Annotated in this window: 13 protein-coding genes and 1 tRNA gene; 7 read left to right on the forward strand and 7 right to left on the reverse strand. The window is 66.1% G+C overall.

The window, feature by feature from the left end; genetic code table 11:
- The first annotated feature begins 6 nt into the window (after window positions 1-6).
- The 4 genes from ACOYW5_RS03470 to ACOYW5_RS03485 are packed head-to-tail and all read left to right on the forward strand — an operon-like array spanning window position 7 to window position 4,683.
- On the forward strand, window positions 7-1,068 hold the full coding sequence (locus ACOYW5_RS03470) for an ABC transporter ATP-binding protein (protein WP_423067868.1): 1,062 nt from the start codon (window positions 7-9) through the stop codon (window positions 1,066-1,068).
- Window positions 1,065-2,393, forward strand: coding sequence for an amidohydrolase family protein (locus tag ACOYW5_RS03475; protein ID WP_423067869.1), 1,329 nt, complete (start codon window positions 1,065-1,067; stop codon window positions 2,391-2,393). Before ACOYW5_RS03470 ends, ACOYW5_RS03475 begins: the two co-directional genes overlap by 4 nt.
- On the forward strand, window positions 2,390-3,775 hold the full coding sequence (locus ACOYW5_RS03480; RefSeq protein ID WP_423067870.1) for a M20/M25/M40 family metallo-hydrolase: 1,386 nt from the start codon (window positions 2,390-2,392) through the stop codon (window positions 3,773-3,775). The genes ACOYW5_RS03475 and ACOYW5_RS03480 overlap by 4 nt, the downstream gene beginning before the upstream one ends.
- Window positions 3,772-4,683 (forward strand): nucleoside hydrolase, encoded by a 912-nt coding sequence (locus tag ACOYW5_RS03485; protein ID WP_423067871.1) that lies wholly within the window; start codon window positions 3,772-3,774, stop codon window positions 4,681-4,683. The genes ACOYW5_RS03480 and ACOYW5_RS03485 overlap by 4 nt, the downstream gene beginning before the upstream one ends.
- Here ACOYW5_RS03485 and ACOYW5_RS03490 read toward each other — a convergent pair.
- From ACOYW5_RS03490 to ACOYW5_RS03500, 3 genes are all read right to left on the reverse strand, one after another.
- On the reverse strand, window positions 4,680-5,849 hold the full coding sequence (locus ACOYW5_RS03490; RefSeq protein ID WP_423067872.1) for a M20 aminoacylase family protein: 1,170 nt from the start codon (window positions 5,847-5,849) through the stop codon (window positions 4,680-4,682). The genes ACOYW5_RS03485 and ACOYW5_RS03490 overlap by 4 nt on opposite strands.
- 150 nt (window positions 5,850-5,999) lie before the next feature.
- Window positions 6,000-6,084, reverse strand: a tRNA-Leu gene (locus tag ACOYW5_RS03495).
- A gap of 125 nt (window positions 6,085-6,209) precedes the next feature.
- A complete protein-coding gene (locus tag ACOYW5_RS03500; protein ID WP_423067873.1) occupies window positions 6,210-6,443 on the reverse strand; it encodes a FliM/FliN family flagellar motor switch protein in 234 nt (77 codons plus the stop codon).
- Between the two features lie 116 nt (window positions 6,444-6,559).
- Here ACOYW5_RS03500 and lipB point away from each other — a divergent pair, with 116 nt between their 5' ends.
- Window positions 6,560-7,252 (forward strand): lipoyl(octanoyl) transferase LipB, encoded by a 693-nt coding sequence (lipB, locus tag ACOYW5_RS03505; protein ID WP_423069398.1) that lies wholly within the window; start codon window positions 6,560-6,562, stop codon window positions 7,250-7,252.
- A 45-nt stretch (window positions 7,253-7,297) separates the two neighbouring features.
- The gene (locus ACOYW5_RS03510) at window positions 7,298-7,765 is read left to right on the forward strand and encodes a DUF4282 domain-containing protein (protein ID WP_423067874.1); all 468 of its coding nucleotides are present in this window, start codon (window positions 7,298-7,300) and stop codon (window positions 7,763-7,765) included.
- 197 nt (window positions 7,766-7,962) lie between these two features.
- Here the strand turns inward: ACOYW5_RS03510 and ACOYW5_RS03515 are convergent, their stop codons facing one another.
- A complete protein-coding gene (locus ACOYW5_RS03515; protein ID WP_423067875.1) occupies window positions 7,963-8,397 on the reverse strand; it encodes a DoxX family protein in 435 nt (144 codons plus the stop codon).
- A 193-nt stretch (window positions 8,398-8,590) separates the two neighbouring features.
- Between ACOYW5_RS03515 and rimO the strand changes: the two genes are divergently transcribed.
- Entirely contained in the window at window positions 8,591-9,952 is a 1,362-nt protein-coding gene (rimO, locus tag ACOYW5_RS03520) for a 30S ribosomal protein S12 methylthiotransferase RimO (RefSeq protein ID WP_423067876.1), read from the forward strand.
- A gap of 147 nt (window positions 9,953-10,099) precedes the next feature.
- Here the strand turns inward: rimO and ACOYW5_RS03525 are convergent, their stop codons facing one another.
- The 3 genes from ACOYW5_RS03525 to ACOYW5_RS03535 form a co-directional block, all read right to left on the reverse strand.
- Window positions 10,100-10,876 carry an ATP12 family chaperone protein gene (locus tag ACOYW5_RS03525; RefSeq protein WP_423067877.1) on the reverse strand — a complete coding sequence of 259 codons (777 nt, stop codon included), beginning with the start codon at window positions 10,874-10,876 and terminating at the stop codon, window positions 10,100-10,102.
- Window positions 10,876-11,535: an HAD family hydrolase gene (locus tag ACOYW5_RS03530; RefSeq protein ID WP_423067878.1), complete on the reverse strand. Its 660-nt coding sequence runs from the start codon at window positions 11,533-11,535 to the stop codon at window positions 10,876-10,878. The genes ACOYW5_RS03525 and ACOYW5_RS03530 overlap by 1 nt, the downstream gene beginning before the upstream one ends.
- A gap of 71 nt (window positions 11,536-11,606) precedes the next feature.
- Window positions 11,607-12,239, reverse strand: a complete 633-nt coding sequence (locus ACOYW5_RS03535; protein ID WP_423067879.1) for a hypothetical protein — start codon at window positions 12,237-12,239, stop codon at window positions 11,607-11,609.
- Window positions 12,240-12,320 lie beyond the last annotated feature (81 nt).

Raw genomic sequence — 12,320 nt, forward strand, 5'->3', positions numbered from 1 at the left:
AGCGCCGTGACCCAATCCCTCTCGATCCAGTCGATCACCGCGCATTACGGCGCCACCAAAGTGCTCGAGGACCTGTCGCTGGAGATTGCCGAGGGCGAGCTGGTGTCGCTGCTCGGCGCCAGCGGCTGCGGCAAGACCACGACGCTCCGCCTCGTCGCCGGCTTTCTCGAGCCGACGTCCGGCACCATCTCTCTCGGCGGCAAGGACCTGACCCGGCTCCAGGCCCACCAGCGCAATATCGGCCTCGTGTTCCAGAACTATGCGCTGTTCCCGCATCTGTCGGTCGCCGACAATGTCGGCTTCGGCTTGAAGCAGCGCGGCATCTCCGGTGACGCCAAATCGAAGCGTGTCGCCGCCATGCTGGAACGCGTCGGCCTCGCGCCGCTCGCCGATCGCCTGCCGGGGGCGCTGTCGGGCGGCCAGAAACAACGTGTCGCACTGGCGCGCGCCCTCGTTATCGAACCGCCGCTGCTGATGTTCGACGAGCCGCTGTCCAATCTCGACGCGAAGCTGCGTGTCGACATGCGGGTCGAGATCCGCCAGCTGCAGCGCGCCAATGGCACCACCTCGGTCTATGTCACGCACGACCAGGAGGAGGCGTTCTCGATCTCGGATCGCGTCGCCATCATGCACCAGGGCCGCATCATGCAGCTCGATACGCCGGAGGTGCTGTACCAGCGGCCGGCCAACGCCTTCGTCGCCCGCTTCGTCGGCTTCGAAAACCTTATCCCGATGCGGGTCGTGGCGCGTGGCGGCGCGACGGTGACGGCGGAGGCGGAGGGTGGCGTTCGGCTGGCGTTATCTGCTGGGCGGTTCGGGAACATCCCGGACCGGTTCATTCTCGCTTGCCGCGCCGACGGGCTGGCGGTCAGCAGCGATCCGATGGCCGAGGGCATCCCCGCGACGCTGGGACTGCGGACGTATCTGGGCCGGGCATATCAATACCAGTGCGAGACATCCATCGGACACCTGACCGCCAACGGACCACTGACCCAGCCACTGGCGCCGGGAGACCAGGCGAAGCTCGTGCCGGTGGCCGAGCAGTGCGCGATCCTCAAGCCCGAATGAGCACGATCCTTCTCACCAACGCGTGGGTGCTGACACTCGACGGCGCGCTGACCCAGCACGAAACCGGCTGGGTGCAGATCGATGGCGACCTCATCACCGCCCTGGGTGCGGGTGTTCCGCCGGTGATCGCGAAGGCCGAAATTGTCGATTGTGGCGGCGACATCGTCATGCCCGGCATGGTCAACACCCACTGCCACATGGGCATGTCTGTATTCCGCGGGCTCGGCGAGGACGTGGACGACCGGCTCTACCGCTACATCCTGCCGCTCGAGCGCAAGTTCGTCACCGCCGAAATGGTGCGCGCGGGCTCAGCTCTCTCGGCGCTGGAGATGATCGCGGGCGGAGTGACCACCGTCGCCGACATGTATTACTTCGAGACCGAGGTCGGCCGGGTCGTCGCCGAAGCAGGCATGCGAGGTGTCGTGGGGCAGACGCTCGCCGATTTCGCCCCGCCCGACCACAGGGATTTCGACGAAGGGTTCGCGCTGGTCGAGGCTCTCGTCGCCGAGTTCGCGGGCCATCCGCTCGTCACCCCCTCCATCGCGCCCCACGCCCCCTACTCCACTGGCCTTGCTGCAATGGAGCGTGTCGCCGCCTGGTCGGCCGACCATCCAGACGTGCCGGTGCAGATGCATCTGGCGGAGAGCGATCTCGAGGTCGCCTGGGCGCGCGACAATCACGGCACCAGCACGGTGGAGGTGGTCAGGCGCGCCGGACTGCTCAAGCCCGGACTGATCTGCGCCCACTGCCTGCATCTCGATGACGTCGACATCGCGCACATGGCCGAAGCCCAGGTTTGCGTCGCCACCAATCCGCGCTCCAACGGCAAGGCAGGCCGTGGCATCGCGCCGGTGGAGAAACTGCGCCAGGCCGGCATCCCGGTGGGGATCGGTAGCGATGGGCCGATGAGCGGCAATACGCTCGACCTGTTCTCACAGTTCGCGCCGGTTTCGATGTTCGCCAAACTCCTCGGCAAATCGCGGAGGCCGCTGCCGGCGGTCGAGGTGGTGCGCATGGCGACCATCGAGGGTGCACGTGTGCTTGGCATGGACAGAAAGATCGGTTCGCTCGAGGCCGGCAAACAGGCCGACCTGATCCGCATCGAGCTGAGCGCTGCGCGCCTCCACCCGATCTACGACGCCTATTCGATGCTGGTGTTTGCCGCTCTGCCCACCGATGTGCGCGACGTCATGGTGGCCGGCCGCTGGCTGCTGCGCGATCGGCAGGTGCAGACGCTCGACCCGAAAAAGACACTGCGCGACGCGCTACAGATCGCCACCGCGTTCAAGGCAGAGATGGCGCGCATAGACCAGGACAGCCAATGACGACCGATATTGACGCCGTTCTTGACTATGTCGATGCCCAGCTCGACGCGAGCCTCGCACGCCTGTTCGAGTTCATCCGCATCCCATCGATCTCGACCGATCCGGCCTACGCCGACGATTGCCGCCGCGCCGCGCAATGGCTTTCGTCGCAGCTAGGGGACTTGGGCTTCGATGCATCGGTGCGCGATACCACCGGCCACCCGATGGTCGTTGCCCATGGCGAGGCTGTTGCCGGCCCGCATGTGCTGTTCTACGGCCACTACGACGTCCAGCCGGTTGATCCGCTGGCACTCTGGGCCACGCCACCGTTCGAGCCATCGCTCTCCCCCCAACCGGACGGCGAGACCCACATCCTCGGCCGCGGCGCCTCCGACGACAAAGGCCAGTTGCTGACCTTTATCGAGGCTTGCCGGGCGTTCAAGGCGGTGACCGGCAAGTTGCCGATCCGGATTTCGATGCTGTTCGAGGGCGAGGAGGAAGCGGGCAGTCCGAGCCTCGGGCCCTTCCTCGAGGCAACGGCGGAGGAATTGAGAGCCGACACCATCCTCGTGTGCGATACCGACATGTGGGACCGCGACACGCCCGCCATCACCACCATGTGGCGCGGCCTCGTGGGCGAGGAAATCGAGATCACCGCCGCCGACCGCGACCTCCATTCGGGCATGTTCGGCAATGCCGCGCGCAACGCGTTGCAGGTGCTGGGGACGATTGTCGGCCGCCTCCGCAACGACGACGGGAGCGTCGCTATCCCCGGCTTTTACGACGGCGTCACCGAACTCCCCGATGCTATCAAGGCGCAGTGGCAGCGGCTGCCGTTCGATGCCGAGAAATTCCTTGCCGATATCGGGCTCTCGATCCCCGCCGGGGAAAGCGGGCGAAGCGTCCTCGAACAGATCTGGGCCCGACCAACCTGCGAGATCAACGGCATGATCGGCGGCTACACGGGCGAGGGTTTCAAGACGGTGATCCCGGCCAAGGCGAGCGCCAAGATCTCGTTCCGGCTGGTGGCTGGCCAGGATCCGGCAAGGATCCGCGAGAGTTTTCGCGCCTTCGTCAGTTCGTTGGTGCCCGCCGATTGCTCGGTGCGCTTAACCGCGCATGGCACGGCCCCGGCCGAAATGATGCCGCTCGATGGTGTGCTGCTCAACCAGGCGCGGCTGGCGCTCGGTGAGGAATGGAACCGGGAGGCGGCGCTCGCCGGCACCGGCGGCTCGATCCCCATTCTAGGGGAATTCAAACGGCGGCTGGGCATGGATTCGCTGCTCATCGGCTTTGCCCGCTTCGACAACCGCATCCACAGCCCCAATGAGAAGTACGACCTCACGAGCTTCCATAAGGGCATCCGCTCCTGGGTGCGCATCCTCGCTGCCTTCGCGCAATGAGGCGCGCGCGGCGCGTCATCATCGACACCGACCCGGGGCTCGATGACGCGGTCGCGATCCTCTTTGCGCTCAGTTGCGGACGGTTTGAGATCGTCGGGCTGACCACGGTCGCCGGCAATATCGGTATCGAAACAACGACCCGAAACGCCGGGCGGCTGCTTGCGCTGATGGGACGCGCCGATGTTCCCGTAGTTGCCGGAGCGTCGGCGCCATTGCGGCGTGGCGGTATCGAGGAACGCGCCATCCACGGTGACGACGGCCTCGGCGGCGTCATGCTCCCGGCGCCTCAGGCGAGCCCGCTGGAGGGCGCCGCGGCCTGGATGGCGAAGGTACTGACTGAGGGTGCCGCTCACTCGATCGACGTGCTGGCGCTGGGGCCGCTGACCAATATTGCGCGGCTGGTGCTCGATCACCCGGAGGCCGCGGGCCGGATCGGCCGGCTGATCGTCATGGGCGGCGCGATCGATGAGCCCGGTAATGTCGGCCCGCGTTCGGAGTTCAACCTCGCCTGCGATCCGGAGGCCGCCGACATCGTGCTGCGCGCCGGCCTCGACACCACGCTGATCCCCCTCGATGTAACCCGGAAGGTGCGGGCCGGCCGCGACTGGCTGTCCGCGCTGCGCGCCTCCGGCGGTCGGGCGGCCGGCACCTGCGCGGATCTGATCGAAGCCTACTTCGCGAGCAGCGGCGGGCGCGAAAGCCGGCCGCTGCATGACCCCTGCGTGATGCTTTTCGCGCTGCAGCCGGCGCTGTTTGCGATCGACACCCGGGATGTCTCGGTCGAGCTCGGTGCTGGCGCAGACGCCGGAGCATTGCTCACCGGCCGGCAGGATGGAGTAGCCCTGAGGGTTGCCTTGCGGGTCGATGCGGCTGGCGCCCTCAGGCTGCTCGCCGATGGGCTGCGTTAGCGCAGTTCCTGCTCGACCAGGCTGGTCCAGAATCGGGCGCCGGTGAGGATCGCTTCGTCGTTGAAGTCGTAGCGCGAGTTGTGATGCAGAGCGCCCTCTACGGCCGGACCGTTGCCCAGCCATACGTAAGCCCCCGGAACCTCGGCGCTGAAGAACGCGAAGTCGTCGCCCGCCGTCGATGGCGGGAAGTCCGTGACCACCGAACGCGATCCTGTCGCAGCCTGCGCAGCGGCAAAAGCCCGCCGGGTTGCGTCGGCATCGTTGACGACCGGCGGGATGCGGCGGGTGAAGCGGTACTCGGCGTCGATGCCGAAGGTCGTGGCGACGCCTCGCGCCAGCGTACCGATTTCCGCCTCGAGCTGGTCTCGGACCGCTGTAGAATAGGCGCGTGCCGTGCCGCCGATCCGTACCTCGTCTGGAATGACGTTGAGCGCCCGGAAGTCGCCGCCGGCGATCGCGCAGGCGCTGACCACGGCGGGCTGCAGCGGATCGATCCGCCGGGCAACGATGGTGTGGATCATGGCCAGGAAATGCGCCGCCGCGGTCATCGCATCACGGCCCAGATGCGGCTTGGCGCCATGCGTGCCGACGCCGCGGAACAGCACCTCCCAACTGTCCGAAGAGGCCAGCTGCGGCCCGGCGACCACCGCCATCTCGTCGGTGGCGAGGCCGGGCATGTTGTGGAGCCCATACACGGCGTCGACCGGAAAGCGGGCAAAGAACCCGTCCTCAATCATCGCCCGGGCCCCGCCGCGCCCCTCCTCCGCCGGCTGGAAGACGAAGTGTACGGTGCCTGAAAAGCCGGGATTGCGCGCCAGATGCCGCGCGGCAGCCAGCAGCATCACGGTGTGCCCGTCGTGCCCGCAGGCGTGCATGGCGTTGGCCGTGGTCGATTTGTACGGCCGCTCCGCGAGCTCGGGCATCGCGAGGGCATCCATATCGGCGCGCAACGCGATCGCGCGTGTGCCCTCGCCGACCTTGAGGGTACCGACGACGCCGGTCTGCCCCAGGCCGCGATGGACGGTGATCCCTGCCTCTTCGAGCATCCGGGCAACGATGCCGCTGGTGCGAACCTCTTCGAAGCCCAGCTCCGGGTGCGCATGCAGATCGCGCCGCAGCGCAACCATTTTCTCGATCTCGAAGGGGTCGTTGTCGCCTACGTGCATCACGTGCTGCCTTGGATGGAGGGCACGCTGCCCAACATCGGGCAGTTTGGCATCGGACCGGTCATCTGTGGTGCCCCTTTGCAGCGATGGGCAACCGCACCCCACCGAAGGGGCTGAGCTATTTGGCCTTGCAGGGTCAATGAGAAACCCTGGTGCGGTCGAGAAGACTCGAACTTCCACGCCTTGCGGCACAGCGACCTCAACGCTGCGCGTCTACCAATTCCGCCACGACCGCACGCCGAGGTAGAAGCGACGCCTTTCGGCGAAGCGAGGCAGCGTGTAGCAACGCCCGCCGCATGGCGCAAGCGATTAATTCCGCTTTTGCCACAGGTGGGAACGCGTTGACACGAACGGCCCGGATTAGGCGGGGCGGCGGACCTTTTCGGTGAGCTCGACGCTCAGCCGGCCGTCTTCCACTTTCACTTCGCCGCGGGCGATGAGGGTGTTGTTGGCGTAGACGCGGAGCGGGTCGTTTTCGGTGGTGTCGAGTTCGATCACGGCGCCACGGCCCATGCGCAGCAGGTGGTGCACCGGCATGATAGCCGCGCCCAGTTCGACCGTGATATCCACTTCAATAGTGTCTAGGGTGTTCATACATACCACGACGACCGCCCAGGCTGAATCGCCGGGCCCTGCGGAATGAGCATTGGATGGCGTTGCTTACCGAAGCGTTAACGAGTGAACCAATCTGCGACACCGGCACCAAGCTGATGCGTGCGGATGGGGTGCCGGTCGAGTGGAAAATTGCCGATGGGCTGGTGCCCTACCCCGAGGCGCTCGAGATGATGCGTGCGCGGGCTGCAGCGGTTGCCGACGGAATGGCGGCCGAGCAGGTGTGGCTGCTAGAGCATCCGCCGCTCTATACGGCCGGGACCTCGGCCTCGCCGGGCGACCTGCTCGCGCCGAACCGGTTCCCGGTCTACGACGCCGGGCGCGGCGGGCAGTATACCTACCACGGGCCGGGACAGCGGGTGGTGTACTTCATGCTCGATCTGCGCCAGCGCGGGCGCGATGTGCGTTGCCTCGTGCAGGGACTCGAGGGGCTGATCATCGATACGCTGGCGGCGTTCAACATTCGGGGTGAGCGGCGCGAGGGTCGGATCGGGGTTTGGGTGCAGCGGCCCGACAAGGGGCCGGGGCGCGAGGACAAGATCGCGGCGATCGGGGTGCGAGTGAGCCGCTGGGTGACGTTCCACGGCATCGCCATCAATGTGTCGCCGACGCTGAGCCATTTCGACGGCATCGTGCCGTGCGGCATTTCCGACCAGGGCGTGACGAGTTTCGAGGACCTGGGGCAACTGGCATCGATGGGTGAAGTCGACTCGGCGCTGCGGGCAGCATTCGAGCGGCGGTTCGGCGCGACTATCAGTCTTGCGCCGGAAGCCCTTGTAAGCGCCGCGTGACGCACGCATTTTCTGGGTGACCGATTCCATTCTGGGGGTAAGGCCATGACGCTGGACGATCTCAAGAAAATCTTCCTTTCGCCGACGCTGTTCCGGCTGGAGACCATCCTGTCGCCGCGGCTGGTGCCGGTGCTCTATGGCACCGGGCTCGCAGCGCTACTGCTGTGGTCGGTGGGGCACCTGTTCGCGAGCTTCGGCCGCAATTTCGGCGATGGGCTCTGGGGCCTGCTCGAGATCGCGGTGTTTGGCGCGCTGTTCCTGATCGTGCTGCGCGTGGTGTGCGAAGTGCTGTTGGTATTCTTCAAGGCCAACGAAGCGACGACACGGGCGGTGAGCCTCAGCCGGGTGCCGGCCTCGCTGATCGACGAGGTGCGTGATGCGATCCACGACATCGCCGAGGATGACGGGCACTACGAGGACGGTGAGACGTCGACCGATGTGACGACGACAACGCCGGCGCCAAGGCGGACCGCAAGGCGGTCTCCGCCGCCGGCGAGCAAGCCGGATATCTGATGTGCGAAGGCCGCCCGGTGGGCGGCCTTTTTGCTTGGGGGAAGCGCAGAGCTTGGGGTCGCCCCCTCCACCGGCTTCGCCGGCCTTTCGAGCATAGCTCTCAAGGCCTTCTCATTTCAAATCGCTCCACTGGAGCGATTTGCCCTGCGGGACGGCTCGAAGCCCCGCGGGGGAGGATAAGGCGGCGAGCTAGGATGCTAGGCCGTCGCTACGTTGCCGCTGCGAGTCTTGAGGGCTTCGTCGAGGCTCCAGGCGCCGGGGCCGGCGAAGACCAGGTAGAGGAAGATGAAGCAGAAGAGCACGGCGCCGTCGCCACCGTTGGCGACCGGGATGATGTTGCCCTGGCCCATCATCGGGACATGGACGAACCAGAACGCGTAGGCCATCTGCCCAGCGAGGATGAAGGCGACCGGGCGGGTGAAGACGCCGAGCAGGATGGCGAGGCCGCCGAAGACTTCGAGGATGCCGGCAAGTCCCATCAACGAGAAGAGCTCGAAGCCGCCACCGCCCATCTGCGAGGCCGGGAAGCCGAACATCTTCTGTGTGCCGTGGGCCATAAAGGCGAGCGCGGTGACGATACGCAGCACGGCCAGGGCCTGCGGCTGGTACTTGTTGAGGATCTCGAGATTCATCAGTGTTCTTTCCTGCTGCACGCCCGGGAGGTAGGCGCATAGGGAAAGAAGAGCCCCAGGCTCAGGATTCGGGTCAACTTACAGGTTGGTAACCTGACGCGCTCGTGATCGGCCGTGATCAGGGCTGGGTTGCTTCCATCGCAGGTTGCCGATCATTGCCTTTTCGGGGTGATTGGCGTATGGCCACCGCCCAATGACACAAGCTCCCAAAATCGGCCTCGTCAGCCTCGGCTGCCCCAAGGCTCTCGTCGATTCCGAACGCATCATGACGACCCTGCGCTCGCAGGGTTACTCGTTCTCGCGCGACTACGCGGGCGCGGACGTGGTGCTGGTGAATACCTGCGGGTTTCTCGACAGCGCCAAGAAGGAAAGCCTCGAGGCGATCGGCGAGGCGGTTGGCGCCAATGGGCGGGTGATCGTCACCGGGTGCCTCGGCGTCGAGGAAGACCTGATCCGCGCGACCCATCCGAGCGTGCTCGCGGTGACCGGCCCGCACCAGTACGAGGATGTGGTCAACGCGGTGAACCTGCATCTGCCGCCGGTGCCGAACAAGTTCGTCGACCTCGTGCCGGAAGCTGGGCTGAAGCTGACGCCGCGGCACTACGCCTACATGAAGATTTCCGAGGGCTGCAACAACCGCTGCACCTTCTGCATCATCCCGCAGATCCGGGGTGACCTGGTCTCGCGCCCGATCGCTTCGGTGCTGTACGAAGCGGAGCGGCTGGTGGCGACGGGCGTCAAGGAGATCATGGTGATCTCGCAGGACACCTCGGCCTATGGCGTTGACGTGAAGTACGCGTCGAGCAAGTTCCGCGGCCGCGATATCGAAGCGCGCTTCCAGACGCTCGCCGAGGAGCTCGGCAAGATGGACGTGTGGACGCGGCTCCACTACGTTTACCCCTACCCGCATGTCGACGGCGTCATTCCGCTGATGGCGGAGGGCAAGATCCTCCCCTACCTCGATATTCCGTTCCAGCATGCTTCGCCGTCGGTGCTGAAGCTGATGCGGCGTCCCGCCAACCAGGTGAAGACGCTCGACCGGATCAAGAGCTGGCGCGCCGTGGCGCCGGACCTCGCTATTCGCTCCAACTTCATCGTCGGCTTTCCGGGCGAGACCGAGGAGGACTTCGAGTTCCTGCTCGACTGGCTGGAAGAGGCCGAGATCGACCGGATCGGCTGCTTCGAGTATGAGCCCGTGACCGGTGCGCCCGCCAACGACATCGAGGGTATCGTCCCCGATGAAGTGAAGCGCGAGCGCTACGAGCGACTGATGGAAGTGGCGCAGGACATTTCGGCACATGTGTTGTCGAAGAAGGTCGGCCGGACCATCGACGTGATCGTCGACGACGTGCAGCCCGAGATGGGCCGCGCTATCGGCCGCAGCCAGTGGGATGCGCCGGAGATCGACGGCACCGTGATCATCCACGAAGCCGATGGCATCAAGCCGGGCGACATGGTGTCGGTGACGGTGACGGATTCGGACGAGTATGACCTGTTTGGCGTGCCGGCAGCGCTTGCCGCAATGGATGCGCCGGCGGTGAAAGTTTCGGCTTAGCAATACCTGACTGATAGAGACGGCCCCTCCCGACCCCCCCATAAAGGGGGAGGTGAAGAGTCGAGCTTTGTTCCGCTATCGAGCCTGACGCACCGGAGGGCACCTCCCCCTTTATGGGGGGAGGATGGGAGGGGGCCGTCTGCCAGCTTATTGGCGCACGATCCCCAAGACCTTCACCCCCGCATCGAACTCCAGCCGGCGCTTCTCTCGCCGTTCGGTGGCTTCGTGGACTTCGCCCCAGAGGCGGATGTTGTAGTCTTCGTCGACGTGAGCGGCGGTCCAGATTTCTTCGGCGTCCATGAGCTTTTCGCGCAGGGCGATGCTGAGGAGGCCTGAGCCGGAGAGGCCCGTCAGGGAGTTTAGCGTGACGGCCTCGATGAGGCTGGTGTCGGCAAGCGAGGTGGCGAGACGGTCCAGTGTGGTCTGAGGCTGCGGCTGGTGGACGATGCCGATGGTGGGCTGAAAGGCGATGTCGAAGTGGCGGGCGAGCTTGACGAGCACCGCGTCCCAAACGCGCTCCTGCTCGGCGACCAGCTCGCGCGGGGTGTCGGCGCGATAGAGCAGCAGGTCGTTGCCGGCGTATTTGACGATCTCGGCGCGGAGGGCGTCGTGGCGCTCCTCACCGGCTTCGATGGCGGAGTTGACCAGCCGGACGGCCGGCATGGTCTTGGGATCGATGAACTCGGCCTGTGCAGCCCATTCGGCCGCCATGAGCTCAGCCAGGGCCTGCTGTGGCACGACGACCGGCTTCTGGCCGGGCGTGCGCGGGCTCTTGCCGTCTAGGGTGACGGCAAAGCCTCCGGCAGCGGAGCCGACGCCGACGTCCTTGTAGAAGCGCTTGGGCAGCTCGACCTTGTTGAGGTGCTGGGCGCGGCCGTACCCGTCGTCGCGGTGGGCTTCGGCGTCTTCGAGGAATTCGCGCATCAGGTCTCCAGCAGTTTGTCGATGGTGTCGACCAGGTCGTCCATCCGGTCGATGACGATGTGGGCGCCCGCCGCCTCGAGTTCCGGGACGGTGTGGTAGCCCCAGGCGACGCCCAGCGCCTTTACGCCGGCGGCGCGGGCCATCTTCATGTCGTGCGACGTATCGCCGATCATTACGGTGGCCTCGCGGCCGATGCCTGCGCGATCCATCGCAGTCTCGATCATCTGCGGATCGGGCTTGCCGCGATTGTGGGCCGGGGTCTGGATGGAGTGAAAGCGGCCGATGATGTCGTGGCGCTCGAGCAGCGTGATGGCCCCGGCGTGACCCTTGCCGGTGGCGACGGCGAGGATGGTTTCGGGTTGCGCCTGCAGGCGATCAAGCGCGGCGAGCGCGCCATCGAACAGCGGTTCGCGGGCGAGGCCGGCGCGCTGCTGGTAGTGGGCGCGGTAGGAGTTGAGGATCACGTCGATGCGGTCCTCGTCGACACCCGGCGCGAGGATGCCCATGGCCTCGCGGGCGGTGATGCCGGAGATAGAGCGGATCGCGGCGTCGCTCGGGATCGCCTGCCCGACGGCGCCGAAGGACTCGCGGACGGTCTCGATGATCAGCGCTTCGGAGTTGATGAGAGTGCCATCTAGATCGAAGACGACGAGCCGCATAGGGAGAACTCCTGTTAGGCCCGCTCAGAACCATAAATCGCGGGGCGTGTCACGCCCCGCGAAGGCATAGGTCATTTCGCCGCGAAGCAGTACAGGAACCCGGCGCCGCCGGTGCCGACGAGGTTTTCCTGGCTGCAGCCGCGTGAGGGGTGGGCGGCGTTCCACGAGGTCGCTGTGGCGAGCGTGTCGGGGCCCATGCGGTCGTTGTGGCCGAGCATGGCGGTGCCTTCGCCGTTGAGGGTCCAGTCCCCACAGGTCTGGCCGGCTGCGAGCGTGCCGTCGGCGTTCGTGCCGGTGAGGATGTCGTGCTGGTTCGGATCGTCGCCGCGGCCGTTGACCACAGCGCCCTTCTCGGTGAGCGCAGTCTGTTTGGTGATGTTGTTGGCGTCGGAGTGGAGGTTGGCGACATCGGTGGCGATGACCTCGCCCTTGAAGTTCTGCCACGGGCCGGCGCCGATGCGATCCTTGGCGTTGACGCCTTCGGCGCTGAGGTAGGCGGCCCAGGTCTTGCCGGTCGAGCCGGCGGCTTCGGCGAGCTTCTGGCAGTGCGCATCGGCGCCGGCAAGGCCGCCGAGATTGGCTCCATCGCCGAGGCCGACCGAAGTGACGAAGAACGTCATAGTGGAGGCGTCCTGCGCGATGGCAGGGGCGGCAGCAATGGCGAGGCCGGCCGCGGTGATGGCGGCAAGTACGATCGTTTTCATTGTTATCTCCCTATGGGCCCACAACGGGCGCCGGGAGGAAAACACGCGAGAGCGGCATTGCATCCACCGCTCGCGTGGTTT

The sequence above is a fragment of the Devosia sp. CN2-171 genome, assembly GCF_049354815.1.
Taxonomy (GTDB): domain Bacteria; phylum Pseudomonadota; class Alphaproteobacteria; order Rhizobiales; family Devosiaceae; genus Devosia_A.